Genomic DNA, 20,940 nt, shown 5'->3' with positions numbered 1-20,940 from the left:
CCGGGAAAGATACGGCTTTCGAGATGCGAATCAGGCGTTGAGCGGGGAAAATCAGCTCTTCAGCAGCGGATTGATCTTCTTGGCGAATTCATCGAACGAGGCTTCGCCCTTGATCTTCTCGCCGTTGATGAAGAACGTCGGCGTCGAATCCACCTTCAGAACGTCGCTGGCGTACTTCTGGTCGGCGGCGATCTTGTCGAGCAGCGCCTGGTCCTTCAGGCAGGCCTCGACCTGCTGCTGGGTGAGGCCGGCCTGCTTGCCGATCCGCGTCAGGGTCTCGGTGGTGTTCTTCAGCACCCAATCGTTCTGCTGGCGGAACAGCATGTCGGTGACCGCGAAATATTTCGACGCGTCGTCCTTGGCGATGCAGCGCGACAGCATCGAGCCGGCGGCGGCCTTGATGTCGAGCGGGAACTCGCGGAAGATGTAACGCACCTTGCCGGTGTCGATGTATTCCGACTTGATCTTGGGGAACACCTGCTCGTTGAACGCCGCACAATGCGGGCAGGTCATCGAGGCATATTCGGTGATGGTGACGGGGGCGTCCTTGGCGCCGAGTGCCATGTCGGGCAGCGACACGGGCTTGGCCACATCGGCGGCCGACTGCGCCATCGCCTCGGAGATGAACCGCAGCGGCGACAGCCCGGCGAGCGCGGCAAGACCGGTCAGCGACAGCATCGTGTTGAAGGCGCGGCGGGTGATGATCAAGGTCGGCTCCCGGATTGGTGTGGTCTCGCCCCAAGGTTCTTATCAAAGTTCCCGTTCAGGCGGCCTGTCGCTAGCTTGAAACGTAGTTCGAGGCAATGGCGAGCGACAGGGACGGGTTCAGATTACCGGCGGAATGAGGCTCAATTTCGCTTGATGGCGGCCCCGAGCCGCGCCAGCGCTGTCTTCAATTCTTCATCTTCGATGTCCCCCAGGCTCTCCGCCACCTTGGCCACCGATTTGGGATCCGGCGGACCGGGCCGGACCGGCGGCCGGGCGCGCGACAGGGGGGCCTGGCGGAAGGCGAGCTTGCCGACCGCGCTCCAGCCGAAGAAGCGATTGACCCGCTCCAGGATCACGTCGGCGGAGTGCTGGATCTCCAGCGCCATCGGCCCCTCGACCCGCAGCACCAGGGTCGCCGGCTCCTGCGGCTGGCCCTCGACCGGCCGCGGCCATTGCATCTTCAAAGGCTCGGCATGGGCCGCAATCTCCGGCCCGGCAATCTGCGCCCATCGGGTCACCAGCTCGCGCGCCGCAAAACCCTGCTTGGCATAGGCCTCGGCAAAGACGTCGTTGAGCAGCAGCGACAGCGGCTTGGCGCTGATGGGACCGGGTCTGGGAGGGAATTTGGACATGGACCCTTATAGCACCTTGGAGCGCAGGCCTCACCATTGGGGAGCGTTCCGCGAAGAAAGACGTGGATGCCCGCGACGAGCGCGGCCATGACGTGGAGAGGCCGGCGCGTTGCCGCTACAGTGAGGGCATGAGCCCCAAATCGGCACTAATGGCCAAGTCGGAACCAATTCAGTCGGAGGCATCGGCTCGCCCAACGCTGTTGCTCGCCTGGTACGACCGCCATCGCCGCCGTCTGCCATGGCGCGCGATGCCCGGCGAGACCTCGGACCCTTACCGCGTCTGGCTATCGGAGATCATGCTCCAGCAGACCACCGTGAAAGCCGTCGGCCCCTATTTCGAAAAGTTCGTCGCGCGCTGGCCGGATGTCACGGCGCTGGGCCGGGCGTCGCAGGATGACGTGCTGCGGATGTGGGCCGGGCTCGGCTATTACTCCCGCGCGCGCAATCTCCATGCCTGCGCGGTGGCCGTGACGCGCGAGCACGGCGGTGTGTTTCCGGACACGGAAGAGGGGCTGCGCGCGCTGCCGGGCATCGGGCCCTATACGGCGGCCGCGATCGCCGCGATCGCGTTCGACCGCCGCACCATGCCTGTTGACGGCAACATCGAGCGCGTGGTGTCGCGCCTGTTCGCCGTCGAGGAGGAGCTGCCGCAGGCCAAGCCGCTGATCCAGCAACTGGCGGCGACGCTGCTTGCGGACGCTCGCGCCGGCGACGAGACGTCTCGTGCTGGCGACAGCGCGCAGGCGCTGATGGATCTGGGCGCCTCGATCTGCACGCCGAAGAAGCCGGCCTGCTCGCTCTGTCCGCTCAATGAGGATTGCACCGCGCGTGCGCTGGCGACGCAGGAAACGTTTCCGCGCAAGGCGCCGAAGAAGAGCGGAACGTTGCGGCGCGGGGCTGCCTTCGTCGTGACGCGCGGCGGCGAGCTGCTGGTCCGCTCGAGGCCCGAAAAAGGCCTCCTTGGCGGCATGACCGAGGTGCCGGGCTCGGACTGGCTGGCCGGCCAGGAGGACGCGACGGCGAAGCAGCAGGCACCGGACCTGAAGGGGCTGTCGCGCTGGCAGCGCAAGGTGGGCGTCGTCACCCACGTCTTCACGCATTTTCCGCTGGAGCTGGTGGTCTACACGGCGAAGGCCGAAGCGCGTACGCGCGCGCCCGAGGGCATGCGCTGGGTGCCGATCGCGACCCTCGCCGGTGAAGCGCTGCCCAACGTCATGCGCAAGGTGATCGCACACGCGCTGGACCCTTCAAGGGCCCCACCTTCCTGACAGCACGCTGGCAGCAGCGCTACGCTATCAGCGCCCGATACGGAGGCTGCCAATGGTCAAGACCGCACTCAACAACTTTCCAAGGCCGCCCTGCGCCGAGCTGCTCGGATGGCGCCTGCTCGATGCCCGTCCGGAGGAGGGCTGGATCAGGCTCGCCTTCGAGGGCAAGCCCGAGTTCTGCAATCCGGCGGGCTTCATCCAGGGCGGCATGCTCTCTGCCATGCTCGACGACACCATGGGGCCGGCCGTGCTGGTGATGAGCGAGGGCCGGCTCTACACCACCACGATCAGCATGACCGTGAATTTCCTCAGCCCCGCAAGGCCCGGCCCGATCATCGGTGAGGCCAGGGTGACGCAACTCGGCAAGACGATTGCGTTCGTCGAGGCGAAGCTGATGGCGGAAGACGGCACGGTGCTGGCGACGGCGAGCGCCAGCGAGCGGCTGCTGGAGGCGGCGAGGGTGGTGGGGAAATAGTCGAGCCGCGCATTCCTCTTCCCTTCTCCCCTTGCGGGAGAAGGTGGCATAGGCGGCCTTCGGGCCGCCGTTCTTAAGAGAACGCCGAAGCGAAGCTTCGGCTATGGCGCCGGATGAGGGGTTTCTCTCCGCGAACTCAAATGCGAGTTGGACTCGCGGAGACGGACCCCTCACCCAAGCGAGTGTATGTTTGCCAGTGGTGCTGCCCTCTCCCGCAAGGGGCGAGGGCACATTAATGCGCATCTCGCTTCTTGCGCGAGCTCACGCTCCCATCCGCTTTGCATCCGCGCTCACGATCGGCGGCTTCGCATTCAGCGCCTCGACCTGGAAGCCGGCGACGCGCTTGTAGTTTGCGGCGATGTCTTCCAACTCCTGCTGCGACAGCACGTCGGTGACGATGTCGTAGCCGTCGGGCGCGCGCTCCTCGACGAGCTGCATCACCTGCTCGGGGCCGTTCTTGCGGTTGAGCAGGACGAGGTCGGTGGTCGCAGGCCTCCGCTCGGCCTCATAGGCGAGCAGCGCCGCGGTCGTCGGGCCATGCGCCAGGATCTCGCGGGTGATGGTGCGGGCATCGAGGATCGCCTGCGAGGCGCCGTTCGAGCCGATCGGGTACATCGGATGCGCGGCGTCGCCCATCAGCGTGACGCGGCCGAAGGTCCATTGCGACACCGGATCGCGGTCGACCAGCGGATATTCGTAGGCGTGCGGGCAGTTCTTGATCAGGCCGGGCACGTCCAGCCAGTCGAACTGCCAGCTCTCGAACCAGGGCAGAAACTCCTCCAGGCGCGCCGTGCGGTTATAGTCCTCGCGCCGCCACTGATAGGTCGGCGGCATGTGGCGCTCGGCAACCCAGTTGATCAGATGGTTGCCCGCCGCATCGGGCGCCTTCGAAATCGGATAGCAGACGAATTTCAGGATCTCGTGCCCGGCCATGATCATGGTGCGGCCGGTGAGGAAGGCTTTTGACGGCGTGACGCCGCGCCAGAGGATGCGGCCATTCCAGATCGGTGGTCCCTCCTGCGGATAGAGCTTTTCTCGCACGGCGGAATGGATACCGTCGGCGGCGATCAGGATCGCGCCGTCGTAACTGCCGGCAGCCTTGCCGGTCGCCCTGTCGATGAAGTCGGCGCGCACGCCGTTTTCCGTCTCGGTCCAGCCGGTCAGATGGTGGCCGGTCAAGATATTCTCGCGGCCGAGCCGCTCGATCGCGGTGTCGAGCAGGAGCTGCTGGAGGGTGCCGCGATGGATCGAGAATTGCGGCCATTTGTAGCCGGCTTCCAGCCCGCGCGGCTCGCTCCAGATCGGCTTGCCGTGCTTGGAGAAATAGGCGAGTTCGCAGGTCCGCACGCCGCTGGCGTCCAGTCTGTCCATCAGCCCGAGCTCGATCAGCTCGCGCACGGCATGCGGCAGCACGTTGATGCCGACGCCGAGTGGCTTCAGCTCGGCGACGCTCTCGAACACTTTTACGGGAACGCCGATTCCGTGCAGGCTGAGCGCAAGCGTCAGCCCGCCGATGCCGCCACCGGCGATGAGTACCGTCATGACAAAACCCCTCCGATTGCGGGCGTCTTGGCACAGGCGGGCGGCGGTGGGCAACTGCGAAGAGCAAAAGCACGGAGAACGTCGTGCTATGGACCTTGGGGACGACAGCCGTTAACTTCCAGCTTTCCCATGAGGTCCGACATGTTCAAGCTCTACTACGCCACCGGCACCTGCGCGCTCGCCACTTACATCACCCTGGAAGAGGCCGGTGCCGACTACACGGCCGAGCGGCTGAGCTTCAAGACCAACCAGCAGAACAGCCCGGATTACCTCGCGATCAACCCGAAGGGCCGCGTGCCCGCGCTGGTGACCGATCGCGGCGTGCTGACCGAGACGCCCGCGATGCTGGCCTATGTCGCGCAGACCTTCCCCAAGGCGAAGCTCGCGCCGCTCGACGATCCCTTCGATTTCGCCCGGGTGCAGTCGTTCAACTCCTATCTCTGCTCGACCGTGCACATCAACCATGCCCACAAGATGCGCGGCGCGCGCTGGGCTGCCGAGGAGAGCTCGTTCGCCGACATGAAGGCGATGATTCCGAAGACCATGGGCGCCTGCTTCTCCCTGATCGAACAGAAGATGTTCAAGGGACCGTGGGTGATGGGCGAGCAGTACACGATCTGCGACCCCTATCTCTATACCCTGTCGACCTGGCTCGAAGGCGACAGCGTCGACATCAACGCCACGCCGAAGATCGCCGACCACTTCAAGCGCATGTCCGACCGTCCCGCCGTGCGCAAGGTGATGGACGCGCAGAAGGCGTAGGAACGTAGCTCTCGTAGGGTGGGTTAGACGAGCAGATGCGCGAAGCGTATCTGCTCGGCGTAACCCACCTCTGTTTGTCTCCGCAGATGCAAAAGTTGGTGGATTACGCCTTCGGCTAATCCACCCTACGATAGCTTGCGCTTGGCTTGCTCCAATTCACGTCCCGTCTCCAGCATCAGTCGCCGCAGCCAGATCGAGCCGGGGTCCATCTGCGCGCGGGTCGGATGGAACATGAACTGCTCGTCGATCCCGGGGTCGAGCGGCGGCGTCACCGTGACGAGGCCGAGCTGCTTCGACAGCGCGGCGATCAGCCGGCGCGGCACGAAGGCGACGAGGTCGGTGCGGGCGGCGACGTGCAGCGCTTCGAGATAGCCTGACACCACCAGCGAAATGTGTCGCTCGATGCCCTTGGTGCGCAGCCAGGTGTCGATCAAATCCTCGCTGCTGCCGCGGATGATCACGCCGACATGGCGTGCGGCCAGGAACGTCTCGCGCCGCTTCAGCTTCGCAGCCATGGGATGGCCGCGCCGCACCGCCAGCGCGTCGCTGTCGGTGTAGAGCAGCTGGCGGTGAAAACCCTTGAAGGCGTTGCCGATCGAGATCACGAGATCGATGGTGCGGGCGAATTCTGCGTGGAAGATCGTCGACCCTCGCCAAGGCACGACGTCGATGCGGACGTTGGGGGCGGCCTGGGTGACTTTCTCCATCAGGGGCGGCATCAGCAGCTCGACCGCGAGATCAGGCATCATCAGGCGGAATTGCCGCTCGCTGCGCGCGGCGTCGAAGTCGTCAGGTATGAACAGCCCGCGCACCTGGTCGAGCGCCTGGGCCAGCGGCGCGCGGAGCGCTTGCGCCCGCGGCGTCAGCTCCATGCGCGCGCCGGTGCGCACCAGCAACGGATCGCCGAAGATGTCGCGCAGGCGTTGCAACGCATGGCTCGTGGCCGGCTGCGACAGCCCGATCCGAAGCGCGGCCCGGCTGACATTGGCCTCGCGCAGCAGCGCGTCGAGCGCGGTCAGGAGATTGAGGTCAAGCGAATTCAAATTCATGAGGCGAATAGATATCATATCCACTATCGATTTGAAGAATTCTTATCCGGCAGGGATGATCTCCGTGTTGCCACCAAACGGAGATGCCGCCATGAGCGCGAGCGCCAACAAGAAACTGATGCAGGATATCTTTGCCGCCGCCGCCAGCCCCGATCCGGCCGCACGCGACCGGGCCCTGTTCACCGCAAGCCTTGCCGACGATGCCAGATGGGTCGTGACCGGCCAGTATTCCTGGTCCCGCACCTTCACCGGCAAGGAGGCGATCCTCAACGATCTGCACGGTTATGTGCGCACCCGCTTGCGCAACCGGACCCGCACCGTAGCTCACCGTTTCATCGCCGATGGCGACGTGGTCGTGGTGGAAGCCAAGGGCGACAACGTCACGCCCGAGGGCGTTCGTTATGACAACGACTACTGCCTGGTGTTTCGCCTCGAGGACGGGAAGATCAAGGAGATCCGGGAATATTGCGACTCGACCCTGACCGAGAGGGCGCTTGGTCCGTTTCCGCAGACGCCCGTGAGGGCCGCGAGCTGACCGGATTGAGGACCATCTCGTCCGCCGACCGGTGCCGTCGGCCCCGTTCGGCGATGGTCGTGTCGATCTGGCGCAGGCTGATAGCGATCGTCGTTGTCAGGCGCGAGCGGTCCCAGGCCCGGTACCAGCTCGCCGCCATGAGCGAACGGGAGCTTCAGGACTGCGGCATGACCTGGGCGGAGATCGCGTACGAACTGAGGAGACCGGTGCGACGGAGTTAGACGAACGGACGAGATCCAGCCGCCGCCTGCCTCCCATTTTATCGGAGCCGGCGGAACCTTCGGGTTCCGCCGGGCGTTTGCTCGGTTCGGGGGCAATCGCGCCCCCGGCATTGCACGCGTTTGGGAAATTCATGCTGGCTGGGGTTTCGGACGTTTCAACACAGGTGGGCCGCAGCTTTCCCGGACTCCGCGAACGATTGAGAGATGCGACTGCGAATGCGCACCGCGAGCTCGATGCGCAGCTTTCGTCGTTCGACCTCACGGTCTTGTCCGGTTACCGCCGTTTCCTGCAAGCCAGCGCCGGCGCACTTCTTCCGCTCGAAGCTGCGCTTGTGCAGGCTGGCGTCGCCACGATGTTTCCGGATTGGCTGGAGCGGGCGCGTAGCGCCGCAATCGCGGCCGATCTCGGGCAGCTCGGCAGCGCCGCGCAATCCACCGTATCCGTGCCGCCGCTGACGCGCAGTGGCATGCTCGGCACGTTGTATGTTCTGGAGGGCTCCCGTCTCGGCGCAAAGTTTCTGCTGAAGGCGGTCGCGGATGCGGGCGATCCGCGCATCGGCGAGGCCACCGCGTATCTCAGTCATGGCGCGGGCAAGCGGCTCTGGCAGAGCTTTCTGGCGCAGCTTCAAAACGAAGAGGATTGCGACGCGGACGAGACGATCGAATCGGCACGTGTCGCTTTCGCGGCCTTCGAGCAGGCGGCGGACCGCGCATGAACGAGGCGGTCAATCTCACCAATTGCGATCGCGAGCCGATCCACATTCCCGGCAGCGTCCAGCCGTTCGGCTTCCTGCTCACGGTGCTGTCGGATTTTACGATCTGCATGGCCTCCGACAATGTCGGCAGCTTTCTTGGGACTGACGTCGCCGACCTGCTGCAGCAGCCGCTGTCGCGCGTCATCTCGGAAGCCGCCGTCGAGACCATTCGCGGCCGCGTCGATCATCTCACCGGCCCGGATACGACCGAGCGCCTGTTCGGTGTCGAGCTCCAGGCGGGCAAGCCGCCTTACGATCTCTCCATCCACTTCTCCGGCGCCTATCTGGTCATCGAGGCAGAGCCCAGCGTCAACGAGCCCGGCGTCAATTCCGGCGAGCTCGTCCGCCTGATGCTGGAGCGAATCCGCAAGACGCGCGGCATGACCGAGCTCGCCCGCGAGGCGGCGCGCCAGCTCAAGGTCCTGACCGGCTTCGACCGCGTCATGGTCTATCAATTTCATCCGGACGGATCGGGCGAGGTGATCGCTGAAGCTGCGGAAGCCGGCCTCGAACGGTTTCTCGGCCTGCACTATCCGGCCTCCGACATCCCCAAGCAGGCCCGCATCCTTTATCAGCGCAACTGGCTGCGCATCATCGCCGATATCAATTCGAAACCAGCCGCGTTGTTTTCGACGGCAACGCACAATGCGGGGCTGCTCGATCTCTCCATGAGCGTGCTGCGCTCGGTCTCGCCGATTCACATCGAATATTTGCGCAACATGGGCGTCGGGGCCTCGATGTCGGTGTCGATCCTGCGCGACGGCAAGCTGTGGGGCCTGTTCGCCTGCCATCATTATTCGCCGCGCTACATCTCGTTCGAGAAGCGCACCGCGTCCGAGCTGTTCGGGCAGATGTTCTCCTGGATCGTGGAGGGGCGCGAGCGCGAGGGCAATGTCGCCTATGAGATGCGCGCTCACCAGGTGCAGGAGCGGTTGATCGAGACCGCGGCCTCGCACGAGCACAGCCGGCGCGCGATCGTCGACTTCCTCGGCGACTATCGCGGGATGATCGATTGCGACGGCGTGGCGGTATGGTCCGACAACAAGATCACGCTTCAGGGCCAGACGCCGACCGAGGACGAGGTGAAGGAGCTGGTCGCCTTCATCAACCGGACCTCGCCGGGACGGATTTTCGCCAGTGCCGAGATTGCCAAGGTCTATGCTGCCGGGCAGTCCTTTCGCGACCGCGCAGCCGGATTTCTCGCCATTCCGATCTCGCGGACTCCGCGCGATTGCCTGATCTTCTTCCGGCGCGAGGTCGTGCGCTCAGTGAACTGGGCCGGCGCGCCCGACAAGGTCTATGACGAGGGACCGAACGGACCGCGCCTGACGCCGCGCAAGAGCTTTGAGCTCTGGCAGGAAACGGTGGCGGGCCAGTCGAAACCTTGGTCCACGGCCGACATCCGCATCGCCGAGAGCCTGCGCGTCACGCTGCTCGAAGTGATCCTGCAACTGTCCGACCTTGCCGCCCGCGAGCGTCGCGGCGCGCAGGAGCGGCAGGAGTTGATGATCGCCGAGCTTAATCACCGCGTCCGCAACATTTTGAGCCTTGTCCGCGCGCTGGTCGCGCAGAGCAAGGACACTGCAACTTCGGTTGAGGAGTTTGCCGGCGTGCTCGGTGGCCGCATCCAGGCTTTGGCCCGCGCCCACGACCAGATCACCAATTTGAACTGGGCGCCGGTTGCGCTGCGCTCGCTGGTCGAGTCCGAGGCCGGCGCCTATCTCGGCGCGCGCGCCGGCCGCGTGAAGATGGGCGGGCCCGACGTCGCGCTCGATCCCAAGGCGTTCGCGACGCTGGCGCTGGTCGTGCACGAGATGATGACCAATTCCGCCAAATATGGCGCGCTGGCCGATTCCACCGGCAGCGTCGAGGTGGTGTGGCGCCTCGATCCATCTTCCAGCCTTGTCATCGAATGGAAGGAGAGCGGCGGGCCGCCGGTGCAGCCGCCGTCGCGCCGCGGCTTCGGGACCACCATCATCGAGCGTTCCGTCCCCTTCGACCTTAAGGGCGAAGCCGAAATCCGGTTCGACCTGCTCGGGGTGCAGGCCAAGTTCATCATCCCGCCCAATTTTGTCGAACTGGTGCCATCAATCGGAGGAGCCGCCATGCGCGTCGAGGAGCAGCAACCCGCCCGTCCGCGAATTTCCGAGACCGCGCTGATCGTCGAGGACAATCTGATCATCGCCATGGCGGCCGAAGTCATCCTGCTCGATCTCGGTGCCCGCCATGTCGACACTGCGGCGAGCGTCGACCAGGCGTTGCGCGCGATCGAGCGCACGCGTCCGGGCTTTGCGCTGCTCGATCTCAACCTCGGCAACGAGAGCAGCATCAAGGTGGCCGAGAAGCTGAAGGAGATCGGCGTGCCCTTCATGTTCGCGACCGGCTATGGCGAGCGCGCGCCGATCCCGGAAGAGCTGGCGTTCGCGCCGGTGGTCCAGAAGCCCTACACGCTGGAAGTCGTCGAGAACGCGCTCGGCAAATTGCAGGGGACGGTCGCTCAATAGACATCCATCCCGGCGACGCGTGCAGCGCTCTGCAAGCGGCTGCGGGCTTTGCACCGAAACCTGCGCAACTGCCGATAAAATCAGCAGGTCCTGTGCGGGCCGGCACACACATGCGCGAAAAATCGGAAGGTTCAATTAACGAGTGTCCCTCATTGTACCGCGGTGCAGCGTGGGTGCCGAAAAGCGACTCGCGGCTGCCGGGGGTGGCCGTGACGATTGCCGGGGTCGTTCGTCCGCCCGAATTCACATGCACCTGGGTGGACAGTGGGAATGCCGAACTTTCGTTTGCGGATCAGGGGACGCCTGTACGCGGGTTTCATGGCCTTGGTGGCGGTTGGTCTCGTGATGGCGGTGGTCGCCATCTGGAATTTGCGGTCCGTGCAGGACCAGGTCGCAAAGGCTTCGGCATTTTCGGACAGCACGGCGCGGGTCCTGGAGGTCTCGACCCATCTTCAGGCGATCCAGCGCGCCAATCTGCGCTACATCTACGACGCCAGCGAGCCCGCAATGAAGGAGGCCGCAGAGCGTGAAACCGCGGCGACCGAGCTGTTGAAGGTCGGGGCGCAGGGAACGCTCTCCGAGGAGCGGCGGAAGCTCTACAACGATCTGATCGCCGACATCGCGAAAATGCGAAGCCTGCGTGACAATCTCGGCGACGCCGTCAACGAGGCGCGGACCGGCAAGGCGACGCTGCTGCCGAGCGGTGACGAGCTGACTGTCAAGATGGGCAAGCTGGTCGATGTGGCGCGCGCAGCCGTCGACGAAGACACCGGGGCCCTGGTTGCGGACCTCGAATCCAGACTCCTGCTCGTCCAGATCGCGAACTGGCGTTTCCTGGCCCTGCGCGACAGCAAGGGGCCCGCCAACTTCAGAACCAATGTGGACAGGGCGTCGCAGCGCCTCTCGGCGCTCGAAAAGAGCCCGCAGGCGACCGAACTGCGTACGACGCTCGCGCCGGTGAAGACCTCGCTCGGAATCTACAAATCCGCGTTCGAGACGACGTCGGCCGCGATGCTGCAGGCCGACGAGATCTACCACAAGAGCCTCGCGCCCCTCATCGTCGACAGCATCGCCAAGCTCAAGGTCGCGGAAGCCGCCTTGAAGAAGGACTACAAGGAGTCGCGCAGCCAGGCCGAAGCCGTGATTGACGGCACGACCACCGTGCAGGCGATCGCGGGCGGCCTTGCCACCCTGTTCGGATTGATCGTCGCCTTCCTGATCGCCCGCAGCATCGTCGGTCCCCTGACGTCGATGACGCGAGCGATGGGGCTGCTGGCCGGCGGCAATCTCGAGGTCGGGATTCCCGGGCGCGGCAAGGCCGACGAGATCGGCGACATGGCCAAGGCGATCGAGGTGTTCAAGACCAACATGATCGACACCGAACGGCTGCGCACGGAGCAGACCGAGACCGAGGCGCGGCAGGCGGAGAGCCGCAAGGCCGACATGGTCCGGCTCGCCGACCAGTTCGAGCAGGCGGTCGGCGAGATCGTCGACACCGTGTCGTCGGCATCGAACGAGTTGGAGGCGTCGGCGGGCACCCTGACGACGACCGCGACGCGCGCGCAGAATCTGTCGACCGAGGTGGCGTCGGCGTCACAGGAGGCCACGGCCAATGTGCAGGCGGTGGCGTCCGCGACCGAGCAGCTGTCCTCCTCGGTCACCGAGATCGCCCGCCAGGTGCAGGAATCGGCCCGGATCGCCAACGAGGCGGTCGGGCAGGCAAGCAGGACCAATGAGCGCGTCGGCGAGCTGTCCAAGGCGGCCGCCCGCATCGGCGACGTGGTCGAGCTGATCAGCACGATTGCCGGCCAGACCAACCTCCTGGCGCTGAACGCCACCATCGAGGCCGCGCGCGCCGGCGAGGCCGGCCGCGGCTTTGCGGTGGTCGCCTCCGAGGTCAAGGCGCTGGCCGAGCAGACCGCGAAGGCGACCGGCGAGATCGGCCAGCAGATTTCGAGCATCCAGGCCGCGACCGAGCAGTCGGTCGGCTCCATCCGGGAGATCAGCGGCACGATCGAGCGGCTGTCGGAAATCTCGTCGGCGGTGGCCGCCGCCGTGGAAGAGCAGGGCGCGGCGACGAAGGACATCTCCCGCAACGTCCAGCAGGCCGCCCATGGCACGCAGCGCGTCTCGATCAATATCGGCGACGTCCAGCGCGGCGCCTCCGAGACCGGCTCGGCCTCCTCGCAGGTGCTCTCGGCGGCGCGCTCGCTGTCTTCAGACAGCAACCGGCTGAAACAGGAAGTCGCGAAGTTCCTGGACTCGGTCCACGCTGCCTGATCGGCGCCGACCCGCAAAAGCAAAAGGTCCACGCGCATGCGCGTGGACCTGCCATGGCGGCGTGGTGGGATGAGGACATCGCTCGCGCGCGCCACCGCTTGATGTCCGGAATACGGTGGTGTCTTCGTCGGCTTCTCCGTATTCGACACCGGTAAAATACAGCCGCAATTAACAATTGTTCCGCATTGTACGGCAGCGCAGCGCGATTCTCGCAGGCGTGGCTGCAATGATCAGTCGTTGCAATCGCGCCAAGGTCGTCGGCTGCTTCTGCTTTTCTGCTGCAATGGGTGGACAGTGATGCCGAGCTTGCGTTTGAGAATTCGGGGGCGTCTCTACGCCGGATTTTCGGTTCTCGTGGTCGTTGGTTTGATCATGGCCGCGGTTGCGGTCTGGAATTTGTGGGCCGTCCAGGGCCAGATGGCGCGGCTCTCCGCGCTCTCGGACAACACCGCCCGCGTGCAGGAAATCTCGATCAACCTCCAGGCGCTGCGGCGTGCCAATCTGCGTTACATCTATGACGCCAACGAGCCGGCCTTCAAGGAGGCTGCGGAGCGGGAGGCGGCGACGGCCGAGCTGTTGAGGGCCGCGGCCAAGTCGACGGTCTCCGAGGAGCGGCTCAAGATCTACAATGGCCTCGTCGGCGACGTCGACAAGATGAAGTCCCTGCGCGAGCGCATGGGCGCTGCCGTCAACGAGACGACGAAAGGCAAGGCCACTTTGCTCGCCGGCGGCGACGAGCTCACCGCCAACACCGGCAAGCTGGTCGAGGCCGCGGGTGCAACCGGCGACACCAGCGTGACCGCCCCCGTCGCCGATCTCGAATCCAAGATCCTCCTTGTTCGTGTCTCAAACTGGCGCTTCCTCGCCGTCCGGGACGCGAAGGGGCCGGCGACCTTCAGGACCAATGTCGATCGGGCGCAGCAAGCACTCAAGTCACTTGAGGGGGCCGGTCTCCCGGACGAGGTCAAGGCCGCGTTCGGGCCGATCAAGAGTTCACTTTCGACCTACAAGGGGGCTTTCGAGACGACATCCGCCGCAATCCTCCAGGCCGATGAAATCTACCGCAATGAGATCGCCCCCTTGATCAGCGATAGCGTCGACAGGCTCAAGGTGGCGGAGACCGGATTGAAGGCCGACTACCAGAAGTCGCGCGCGGCCGCCGATGGCGTCATTGCCAGCACGACCTGGATTCAGGAAGTCGCCGGCGGCCTTGCGGTCCTGTTCGGCGGCCTCGTCGCCTTCCTGATCGCGCGCAGCATCGTCGGACCGCTGACCACGATGACCCGGGCGATGGGAGCCCTCGCCGGTGGCGATCTCAAGGTTGAGATCCCCGGCCGCGGAAATCGCGACGAGATCGGCGAGATGGCCAAGGCGATCCAGGTGTTCAAGGAGAGCATGGTCGAGACCGACCGCCTGCGCCACGAGCAGGTCGAGGTCGAGGCGCGGCAGGCGGAGAGCCGCAAGGCCGACATGCGAAACCTGGCCAATCAGTTCGAACGAGCGGTGGGCGAGATCGTCGACACCGTGTCGTCGGCATCAAACGAGCTCGAGGCTTCCGCGGGCACCCTGACCACGACGGCCAGCCGCGCCCAGGATCTGTCGACGGAAGTCGCCAGCGCCTCCCAGGAAGCCTCGGCCAATGTGCAGGCCGTTGCCTCGGCGACCGAGGAACTGTCCTCCTCGGTCTCGGAGATCGCCCGCCAGGTGCAGGAATCCGCCCGCATCGCCAGCGAGGCTGTGGGTCAGGCAACGCGGACCAACGAACGGGTCGGTGAACTGTCCAAGGCCGCCGCCCGTATCGGCGACGTGGTCGAGCTGATCAGCACGATTGCCGGCCAGACCAATCTGCTGGCACTGAACGCGACGATCGAGGCGGCGCGTGCGGGCGAGGCCGGTCGCGGCTTTGCCGTGGTCGCCTCCGAGGTCAAGGCGCTGGCCGAGCAGACCGCGAAGGCCACGGGCGAGATCGCCCAGCAGGTCTCCGGCATCCAGGCCGCGACGGAGGAGTCGGTCGGCTCGATCCGGGAGATCAGCGGCACCATCGAGCGGCTGTCGGAGATCTCGTCGACGGTTGCGGCGGCCGTGGAAGAGCAGGGCGCTGCCACACAGGAAATCTCCCGCAACGTCCAGCAGGCCGCTCACGGCACGCAGCGCGTATCGACCAATATCGGCGACGTGCAGCGCGGAGCCTCCGAGACCGGCTCGGCCTCCTCGCAGGTGCTCTCGGCGGCGCGCTCGCTGTCTTCAGACAGCAATCGGCTGAAGCAGGAAGTCGCAAAATTCCTGAGCTCGGTCCACGCCGCCTGAGCCGCAAACGCAAAAGGCCACGCGCATGCGCGTGGCCTCCAAAAGCTGCGTCGCGCGATCAGGCGACCTTCGTCGTCATGTGCTTGAACATGTTGGCGCGCGCCTCGTCGTCCATCTCGGCCTTGAAGGTGAACTTGTCCTTCAGCGCGATCGCGCGCGCCGCCGCCGGCCGCGCCGAGATCTCGTCCACCAGCCGCTTCACGTTCGGATAGCGCGCAAAGGCATCGTCGCCGAGCTTGAACGGCACCATCCGCGCCCAGCCCCACAGCGCCATGTCGACGATCGAATAGCTGTCGCCGACCATGTAGCAGCGGCCTTCAAGGTGACCGTCGAGAATCTTGTAGTGGCGATCGGTCTCGTACTGGTAGCGGTTATGGGCGTAGTCGTGGTTCTGGTCCTTCGGCGCAAAATGCTTGAAGTGCACGGCCTGGCCCGAATACGGCCCGACGCCGGTGGCAATGAACATCAGCCATGACAGCGTCTCGCCGCGGACGTTGGCGGCGGGAAGGAACTTGCCGGTCTTCTCGGCGAGGTAGAGCAGGATGGCGTTCGAGTCGAACACGATGGTGCCGTTGTCGTCGATCGCCGGCACCTTGCCGTTCGGATTGATCTTCAGATAGTCCGGCGCGAACTGCTCGCCCGTGCGGGTGTCGATCTTGACCGGCTCGAACGCCAGGCCGGCCTCTTCCAGATAAAGCGCGACCTTGGTCGGGTTCGGCGAACCGTTGAAATAGAACTTGAGCATGTTTGTCTCCCCAATTCCCTTTTTAGAGAATGAATGCAGCGTCGCGGCCTTCTGTGCCTGAACATGGCCGGGGAGAGCAACCGGCGAGTTTGCCGGGCGGTGTCTGCGCGGTACGCAGATCAGCCTGCGTAACAAAGGCCGATCGCCGCCGTAATGACGATTCAAGTCCGGCTGAGCCGTTCCCGCAGGAATTCAATGAAGCGCTGCGTCTTGGCTGGCAGCAGGCGCGTCTCGGTGACTGCGTAGACGGTGACGGGCGAGCCCTGCCATTGCGGCATGATGCGACGCAGCCGGCCATCCGCCACTTCGTCGGCCACGATCTCTTGCGGAAGAAAGGCGATGCCCGTGTCGAGCGTTGCGAGGCGGCGGATCAGTCCCACGTTGTTGAGCCGAAAACGGCCGCCGACGTCGGTCTGCTCCATCTGCGTGCCCCTGTGTAACGTCCACGCACTCACCTTCGTCATGCACAAGCATTGATGACGGGTGAGGTCCGCCGGTTCATGCGGCTCGCCGTTGGTCTCGAGATAGCGCGGCGAGGCGTAGAGATATCCCGGCATACGGGCGAGCGGCCGCGCGATCATGTGGGATGGCTCTGATTCTCCGACGCGGATCGCCAGATCGAACGGCTCCGATACGAGATCGACACGTCGCGGCGTCAGGTCGAATTCGAAATCGATGTCGGGATATTGCCGCGCGAATTCGGCGATCAACGGTGCGAGGTAGGTGTTCGCGAAATCCACCGGCAGCGAGACGCGGAGCATGCCGCTCGGCTGCGCCAGCATCCCGTCCAGTTGCTCATGCGCCAGGCGCGCCTCGTCCACGATGCGCTTGCAGCGCTCGAAGTAGATCTGGCCGGCTTCGGTCAATTCGATCTTGCGGGTCGTCCGGTTCAACAGGCGAAGCCCGATCTCCTTCTCCAACAGATCGATCCGGCGCGACAGCGTCGAATTGGGCATGTCGAGGGTCTTGGCGGCGCGACGGAAGCTGCGGGCCTTCGCGACCTCCACGAACAGCGCCATATCGTTCAACAACGCCATTTCATTATTCCATCAGTGGATCAATCAGTTCCATTTTACGGCATTTATTCCATTGAGTGGAAGGTCCATCTGCCCTTTGCTGACATTGCAGGGCAAGCCATCCATGAAACGCGTAGAACTCGACAAGAACCTGAAGGTGAATCCGCCGGCGCTCGAAGGCCTCAGGCTCGCTGGATTGAATGTGGCGGTGATCGGCGGCACCGGCGGCATTGGCCGGGCGTTCAGCCGCCAATTGGCGGCCAAGGGGGCGCGTGTCCTCGTCGTCGGCCAGACGTTCCGCGATCAGAACGTGCCGGGCATCGCATTCATGCAGGCCGATCTGAGCCTGATGCGAGAAGCCAGGCGGATCGGCCGTGAGCTTCCCGCCGAGACGCTCGACATCGTCGTCTTCACGACCGGCATCATGGCGGGGCCCAGGCGTGAGGTGACGGCGGAAGGCATCGAACGCGATCTTGCCGTCAGCTATCTGAGCCGCTTCGTCATCCTGAACGCGATCGCCTCTCGTCTTGGAAGGGACAGGGCCACGGCCACATTCAAGTCTCGGATATTCGTCATGGGATTCCCCGGGACTGAGCAGAGGGCCGATGTCGCCGATCTGAATTCGGAGCGGCGCTACAAGCGGTTCGCAGCCCACTCGAACACCGTGGCGGGCAACGAAGTGCTCGTCCTCGAGGCCGCCAGGCGCTTTGCCGATGTCGATGTGTTCGGCCTTAATCCCGGCTTCGTGAAGACCGATATTCGCGCCAATCTGTTCGGGTCGCGTGCGCTCGTCTCGCTGATCAACTGGCTGACCAGCTTCATGATGGTCGAGCCGGACGCCTATGCCGAGCGACTGGTGCCGCTCCTGGTGTCGCCTGATCTCAACGGCCGCAGCGGTGTCATGCTCAACAACAAGGCTGAGGCGATCCTGCCGAGCCCTTCGTCTGCGGAGCGATCCTATGCGACGGCGCTCATGGATGCCTCCGATCGATTGATCGCCCGTCTGGCGCCGTGAGGCCGCGCCTCGACGCTCAACTGGAATAGAGCAGGCCGACGACGGCGATGACGATCATCCCGGCGCCGACAGCGTCCAGCCGCATCGCGAGCCGCGTTGCGGCGTGCATGCTGGAGGCCCGCGCCTTGCGCTCCGATCCGCGCGCGTAGCCGTGCACGATGACGTCGTGATTGAAATTGTCGTGGGCCTCGTTGCTGCTGGCCAGCCCGACGCAGACCACCAGCACGCCGAAGATGGCGAGGCCGAAAAAGCCGAGCAGGGCGATCAGGAACATCGGAAACATGCCGAGCAGGAAGATCGGCAGCAGCGGCACCAGCAGCAATGTCTCGGACTGTCGTCGCATGGGAGCCGGACCGGTCAGGACGGGGCTGATCGGTGAAATCTAGTCCTGGCTGTGGCGGCATTCAAGGAGCCGTAGAGTGGGCAAAGGCGCGAAGCGCCGTGCCCACCGCGTCGCTTGCGGCATATTCCAAGGTGGTGGGCACGCTTCGCTTTGCCCACCCTACGGGACCGCGGAGAAAACTACTCCGCCCCGATCCCCGCACGGATCTCGGCGCGGAACTCGTCGATCAGCTTGAGACCCTTCTTGGTCTCGACATGCCAGAAGGTCCAGCCGTTGCAGGCTTGCGCCCCTTGCGCCACGGCGCCGATGCGGTGGATCGAGCCGACCTTGTCGCCCAGCATGATGGCGCCGTCGGCGCGCACGAGTGCGCCGAGCTTCTTCTTGGCGTCGAACAGCTTCGTGCCGGGCATGATCATGCCGCGCTCGATCAGCTCGGAGAACGCGACCCGCGGCGCTTCGCGCGCGGTCATGAACGGAGCGAGGCTTTCCTCCGGCAGCGGCTCGACCGCGGCGATGCGCGCTTCGGCGGCCTTCGCGTAGGTCTTGTCGCGCTCGAAGCCGATATAGGAGCGGCCGAGACGTTTTGCGACCGCGCCGGTGGTGCCGGTGCCGTTGAAGGGATCGATCACGAGATCGCCGGGTTTCGACGACGACAGCAGCACGCGCGCGAGCAGGCCTTCCGGCTTCTGCGTCGGATGCACTTTCTTGCCGTCGGCGCCCTTGAGGCGCTCCTCGCCGGTGCAGAGCGGGATCAGCCAATCGGACCGTGCCTGCACGTCCTCGTTGGCGGCCTTCAGTGCCTCGTAGTTGAACGTGTAGCCCTTGGCCTTCTCGTCGCGCGCGGCCCAGATCATGGTCTCGTGCGCGTTGGTGAAGCGGCGGCCGCGGAAATTCGGCATCGGGTTCGACTTGCGCCAGACGATGTCGTTCAGGAGCCAGAAGCCGAGGTCCTGCATGATCGCGCCGACGCGGAAGATGTTGTGATAGGAGCCGATCACCCAGATCGTCGCCGACGGCTTCATCGCGCGGCGGGCGGCAAGCAGCCAGGCGCGGGTGAAATCGTCATAGGCGGAGAACGAATCGAACTTGTCCCAGTCGTCGTTGACGGCATCGACATGGGATTCGTCGGGGCGCTTCAGATCGCCCTTGAGCTGGAGATTGTAGGGCGGATCGGCGAACACGAGGTCGACCGAACCGGCCTGAAGCTTCGACATCTCGGCGACGCAATCACCGAGGATGATGCTGTGCGAAGCGGACTCAAAATTTGTGCGGGGCGCCCTTGCAGACGCCCCGCGACGCGACACTACCATGACTCAAGAACTCTGACTCAGGCGACGCTGTCGGCGACGCGGGACCAAACAACCGACTGACCGTTACAATGGAGCGGCAAAGTAAAAATCGACTTAACCCGCCGCTTTGGTGAGCAGCCCTCGCATCACGCATTGTGCGCGTTTCGCTCTGCGCATTCGTCGTGTTTTCCAGTGTATTTCGTATTTCTTCGCGTTGCGGGAGCAGTCAGGTCGCCAAATTTCTCTCGGAAAAAATTGCACGACCCCGGAAAAAATTGCTGGCATCGGCATGCTGTCGCACTAGGCAATAATTGCCGAGCGGGATATTGATTAACGCATTGGAAATTTTACGTGTGTGGCGCGTTGAGCTTTCGCGCTTATGCGCCCAAATGACGCCAATTGAGGACTGAGGGAAACCCGCCATGCGTTATGATGATTTCCGCCGCAGCGACGACATTGAGGATCGCCGCGACGGCGGTGGCGGCATGGGCGGCGGCGGAGGCGGGTTCGGCCTGCCGATGGGCGGCGGCGGTCTGGGCATCGGCACCATCATCGTGCTCGGCCTGGTCGGTTATGCCTTCGGCATCGATCCGCGCATCCTGATCGGCGGCGCCGAGATCCTCACCGGCGGCGGCCAGGCGCCTTCCTACCAGACCGATCGTCAGTCGACCTCCGCCAAGCGCGGCGCGCCGACCGACGAGATGGGCAGCATGATCTCCGGCATCCTCGGCGAGATCGACGACCGCTGGAGCGAAATCTTCCAGGCCAGCGGCCAGTCCTACACCGGTCCGAAGGTCGTGCTGTTCCGCAACGTCACCAATGGCGGCCGCTGCGGCCGGGCAGAGTCGGCGATGGGGCCGTTCTACTGTCCGCCGGATCGTACCATCTTCCTAGACACCAGTTTCTTCCGCGAGGTCGAGACGCGCTTCCGCGGCTGCTCCGGCAAGTCCGCCTGCAACTTCACCACCGCCTACATCATCGCGCATGAGGCCGGCCATCACATCCAGAACCTGCTCGGCATCATTCCGCGCGTGACGCGGCTGCAGCAGCAGGCCGGCAGCAAGGCCGAGGCCAATGCGCTCCAGGTGAAGGTCGAATTGCAGGCCGATTGCCTGTCCGGCGTCTGGGTCAATCGCGAGTCGAAAAAGCGTCCGAACTTCCTCGAGCCCGGCGACATCGACGCCGCGTTGACCACGGCGAGCGCGATCGGTGATGACACGCTGCAACGCCAGGCCACGGGACGCGTCGTGCCCGATTCCTTCACGCACGGCTCGGCGGCGCAACGCAAGCAGTGGTTCATGACCGGCTACCAGCAAGGGACCGTCCAGGCCTGCAACACGTTCGGCAGCGGGTCGTAGTCGCCAGGACTTCGTGCCCCAGACGCAGCGCAGCGCTTCTTCAGCGGTGCGCTGCAGAGCCGGGGCCCACAATGCCGGTCTCTCAGCTCTGGGTCCCGGCTCTGCGACGCACCGCTGACGCGCTGCATCGCGTCCG

At 64.8% G+C, this 20,940-nt stretch carries 19 protein-coding genes; 11 read left to right on the top strand and 8 right to left on the bottom strand.

The genetic code is table 11. The features are described 5' to 3' along the window. Positions 1-51: 51 nt before the first annotated feature. Together AB7G19_RS33390 and AB7G19_RS33385 are read right to left on the bottom strand one after the other, a co-directional pair. Positions 52-708 carry a DsbA family protein gene (locus tag AB7G19_RS33390; protein ID WP_085402527.1) on the bottom strand — a complete coding sequence of 219 codons (657 nt, stop codon included), beginning with the start codon at positions 706-708 and terminating at the stop codon, positions 52-54. Positions 709-848: 140 nt separating this feature from the next. Then, on the bottom strand, positions 849-1,340 hold the full coding sequence (locus AB7G19_RS33385; protein ID WP_028150718.1) for a DUF721 domain-containing protein: 492 nt from the start codon (positions 1,338-1,340) through the stop codon (positions 849-851). 128 nt (positions 1,341-1,468) lie between these two features. On the opposite strand from AB7G19_RS33385, the gene mutY reads away from it, so the two are divergent. Both mutY and AB7G19_RS33375 read left to right on the top strand, forming a co-directional pair. Beyond that, on the top strand, positions 1,469-2,608 hold the full coding sequence (gene mutY / locus AB7G19_RS33380) for an A/G-specific adenine glycosylase (protein ID WP_085402588.1): 1,140 nt from the start codon (positions 1,469-1,471) through the stop codon (positions 2,606-2,608). Positions 2,609-2,660: 52 nt separating this feature from the next. Next, complete coding sequence (locus tag AB7G19_RS33375; RefSeq protein WP_085402528.1) at positions 2,661-3,083, top strand: PaaI family thioesterase; 423 nt, start codon at positions 2,661-2,663, stop codon at positions 3,081-3,083. A 261-nt stretch (positions 3,084-3,344) separates the two neighbouring features. Here the strand turns inward: AB7G19_RS33375 and AB7G19_RS33370 are convergent, their stop codons facing one another. Next, entirely contained in the window at positions 3,345-4,625 is a 1,281-nt protein-coding gene (locus AB7G19_RS33370) for a flavin-dependent oxidoreductase (RefSeq protein ID WP_085402529.1), read from the bottom strand. A gap of 141 nt (positions 4,626-4,766) precedes the next feature. On the opposite strand from AB7G19_RS33370, the gene AB7G19_RS33365 reads away from it, so the two are divergent. Then, positions 4,767-5,387 carry a glutathione S-transferase family protein gene (locus AB7G19_RS33365; protein ID WP_085402530.1) on the top strand — a complete coding sequence of 207 codons (621 nt, stop codon included), beginning with the start codon at positions 4,767-4,769 and terminating at the stop codon, positions 5,385-5,387. A gap of 125 nt (positions 5,388-5,512) precedes the next feature. Here the strand turns inward: AB7G19_RS33365 and AB7G19_RS33360 are convergent, their stop codons facing one another. Further along, positions 5,513-6,436 (bottom strand): LysR family transcriptional regulator, encoded by a 924-nt coding sequence (locus tag AB7G19_RS33360; protein WP_085402531.1) that lies wholly within the window; start codon positions 6,434-6,436, stop codon positions 5,513-5,515. 91 nt (positions 6,437-6,527) lie between these two features. Here AB7G19_RS33360 and AB7G19_RS33355 point away from each other — a divergent pair, with 91 nt between their 5' ends. The 6 genes from AB7G19_RS33355 (at position 6,528) to AB7G19_RS33330 (ending at position 15,038) form a co-directional block, all read left to right on the top strand. Further along, positions 6,528-6,971 carry a nuclear transport factor 2 family protein gene (locus AB7G19_RS33355; protein ID WP_085402589.1) on the top strand — a complete coding sequence of 148 codons (444 nt, stop codon included), beginning with the start codon at positions 6,528-6,530 and terminating at the stop codon, positions 6,969-6,971. A gap of 53 nt (positions 6,972-7,024) precedes the next feature. After that, the gene (locus AB7G19_RS33350; protein WP_085402532.1) at positions 7,025-7,192 is read left to right on the top strand and encodes a DUF1127 domain-containing protein; all 168 of its coding nucleotides are present in this window, start codon (positions 7,025-7,027) and stop codon (positions 7,190-7,192) included. Between the two features lie 131 nt (positions 7,193-7,323). Further along, on the top strand, positions 7,324-7,908 hold the full coding sequence (locus tag AB7G19_RS33345; protein ID WP_085402533.1) for a biliverdin-producing heme oxygenase: 585 nt from the start codon (positions 7,324-7,326) through the stop codon (positions 7,906-7,908). Further along, positions 7,905-10,451 (top strand): HWE histidine kinase domain-containing protein, encoded by a 2,547-nt coding sequence (locus AB7G19_RS33340; protein ID WP_135216715.1) that lies wholly within the window; start codon positions 7,905-7,907, stop codon positions 10,449-10,451. Before AB7G19_RS33345 ends, AB7G19_RS33340 begins: the two co-directional genes overlap by 4 nt. 270 nt (positions 10,452-10,721) lie before the next feature. Further along, on the top strand, positions 10,722-12,731 hold the full coding sequence (locus AB7G19_RS33335; protein ID WP_085402535.1) for a HAMP domain-containing methyl-accepting chemotaxis protein: 2,010 nt from the start codon (positions 10,722-10,724) through the stop codon (positions 12,729-12,731). A 297-nt stretch (positions 12,732-13,028) separates the two neighbouring features. Beyond that, a complete protein-coding gene (locus tag AB7G19_RS33330; RefSeq protein WP_071916158.1) occupies positions 13,029-15,038 on the top strand; it encodes a methyl-accepting chemotaxis protein in 2,010 nt (669 codons plus the stop codon). A 58-nt stretch (positions 15,039-15,096) separates the two neighbouring features. Here AB7G19_RS33330 and AB7G19_RS33325 read toward each other — a convergent pair whose 3' ends face one another. Together AB7G19_RS33325 and AB7G19_RS33320 are read right to left on the bottom strand one after the other, a co-directional pair. Continuing rightward, positions 15,097-15,783: a glutathione S-transferase family protein gene (locus AB7G19_RS33325; protein WP_085402536.1), complete on the bottom strand. Its 687-nt coding sequence runs from the start codon at positions 15,781-15,783 to the stop codon at positions 15,097-15,099. Between the two features lie 161 nt (positions 15,784-15,944). Further along, positions 15,945-16,820 (bottom strand): LysR family transcriptional regulator, encoded by an 876-nt coding sequence (locus AB7G19_RS33320; protein ID WP_085402537.1) that lies wholly within the window; start codon positions 16,818-16,820, stop codon positions 15,945-15,947. 103 nt (positions 16,821-16,923) lie between these two features. Here AB7G19_RS33320 and AB7G19_RS33315 point away from each other — a divergent pair, with 103 nt between their 5' ends. Then, positions 16,924-17,814, top strand: a complete 891-nt coding sequence (locus AB7G19_RS33315; RefSeq protein ID WP_085402538.1) for an SDR family NAD(P)-dependent oxidoreductase — start codon at positions 16,924-16,926, stop codon at positions 17,812-17,814. A 16-nt stretch (positions 17,815-17,830) separates the two neighbouring features. Here AB7G19_RS33315 and AB7G19_RS33310 read toward each other — a convergent pair whose 3' ends face one another. After that, positions 17,831-18,157, bottom strand: a complete 327-nt coding sequence (locus tag AB7G19_RS33310) for a hypothetical protein (protein WP_028158214.1) — start codon at positions 18,155-18,157, stop codon at positions 17,831-17,833. A gap of 179 nt (positions 18,158-18,336) precedes the next feature. Further along, positions 18,337-19,467 carry a site-specific DNA-methyltransferase gene (locus tag AB7G19_RS33305; protein WP_071916153.1) on the bottom strand — a complete coding sequence of 377 codons (1,131 nt, stop codon included), beginning with the start codon at positions 19,465-19,467 and terminating at the stop codon, positions 18,337-18,339. 401 nt (positions 19,468-19,868) lie between these two features. Between AB7G19_RS33305 and ypfJ the strand changes: the two genes are divergently transcribed. Next, on the top strand, positions 19,869-20,804 hold the full coding sequence (gene ypfJ / locus AB7G19_RS33300) for a KPN_02809 family neutral zinc metallopeptidase (RefSeq protein WP_063985124.1): 936 nt from the start codon (positions 19,869-19,871) through the stop codon (positions 20,802-20,804). Positions 20,805-20,940 lie beyond the last annotated feature (136 nt).

The sequence above is a fragment of the Bradyrhizobium sp. 215_C5_N1_1 genome (assembly GCF_052075935.1).
GTDB classification, from domain to species: Bacteria; Pseudomonadota; Alphaproteobacteria; order Rhizobiales; family Xanthobacteraceae; genus Bradyrhizobium; species Bradyrhizobium barranii.
The sequence above is the reverse complement of the archived record's forward strand: the minus strand, read 5'-3'. Positions and strand labels throughout refer to the sequence as shown.

Excerpts from the sequence above, each read along its gene's own strand:
- AB7G19_RS33330 (WP_071916158.1), top strand. The coding sequence starts at position 13,029 with ATGCCGAGCTTGCGTTTGAGAATTCGGGGGCGTCTCTACGCCGGATTT.
- AB7G19_RS33385 (WP_028150718.1), bottom strand. The coding sequence starts at position 1,340 with ATGTCCAAATTCCCTCCCAGACCCGGTCCCATCAGCGCCAAGCCGCTG.
- AB7G19_RS33325 (WP_085402536.1), bottom strand. The coding sequence starts at position 15,783 with ATGCTCAAGTTCTATTTCAACGGTTCGCCGAACCCGACCAAGGTCGCG.
- AB7G19_RS33355 (WP_085402589.1), top strand. The coding sequence starts at position 6,528 with ATGAGCGCGAGCGCCAACAAGAAACTGATGCAGGATATCTTTGCCGCC.
- AB7G19_RS33360 (WP_085402531.1), bottom strand. The coding sequence starts at position 6,436 with ATGAATTTGAATTCGCTTGACCTCAATCTCCTGACCGCGCTCGACGCG.
- AB7G19_RS33350 (WP_085402532.1), top strand. The coding sequence starts at position 7,025 with ATGGTCGTGTCGATCTGGCGCAGGCTGATAGCGATCGTCGTTGTCAGG.
- AB7G19_RS33305 (WP_071916153.1), bottom strand. The coding sequence starts at position 19,467 with ATGGTAGTGTCGCGTCGCGGGGCGTCTGCAAGGGCGCCCCGCACAAAT.
- mutY (WP_085402588.1), top strand. The coding sequence starts at position 1,469 with ATGAGCCCCAAATCGGCACTAATGGCCAAGTCGGAACCAATTCAGTCG.
- AB7G19_RS33310 (WP_028158214.1), bottom strand. The coding sequence starts at position 18,157 with ATGCGACGACAGTCCGAGACATTGCTGCTGGTGCCGCTGCTGCCGATC.
- AB7G19_RS33365 (WP_085402530.1), top strand. The coding sequence starts at position 4,767 with ATGTTCAAGCTCTACTACGCCACCGGCACCTGCGCGCTCGCCACTTAC.
- AB7G19_RS33315 (WP_085402538.1), top strand. The coding sequence starts at position 16,924 with ATGAAACGCGTAGAACTCGACAAGAACCTGAAGGTGAATCCGCCGGCG.
- AB7G19_RS33320 (WP_085402537.1), bottom strand. The coding sequence starts at position 16,820 with ATGGCGTTGTTGAACGATATGGCGCTGTTCGTGGAGGTCGCGAAGGCC.
- AB7G19_RS33375 (WP_085402528.1), top strand. The coding sequence starts at position 2,661 with ATGGTCAAGACCGCACTCAACAACTTTCCAAGGCCGCCCTGCGCCGAG.
- AB7G19_RS33370 (WP_085402529.1), bottom strand. The coding sequence starts at position 4,625 with ATGACGGTACTCATCGCCGGTGGCGGCATCGGCGGGCTGACGCTTGCG.
- ypfJ (WP_063985124.1), top strand. The coding sequence starts at position 19,869 with ATGCGTTATGATGATTTCCGCCGCAGCGACGACATTGAGGATCGCCGC.
- AB7G19_RS33340 (WP_135216715.1), top strand. The coding sequence starts at position 7,905 with ATGAACGAGGCGGTCAATCTCACCAATTGCGATCGCGAGCCGATCCAC.
- AB7G19_RS33345 (WP_085402533.1), top strand. The coding sequence starts at position 7,324 with ATGCTGGCTGGGGTTTCGGACGTTTCAACACAGGTGGGCCGCAGCTTT.
- AB7G19_RS33335 (WP_085402535.1), top strand. The coding sequence starts at position 10,722 with ATGCCGAACTTTCGTTTGCGGATCAGGGGACGCCTGTACGCGGGTTTC.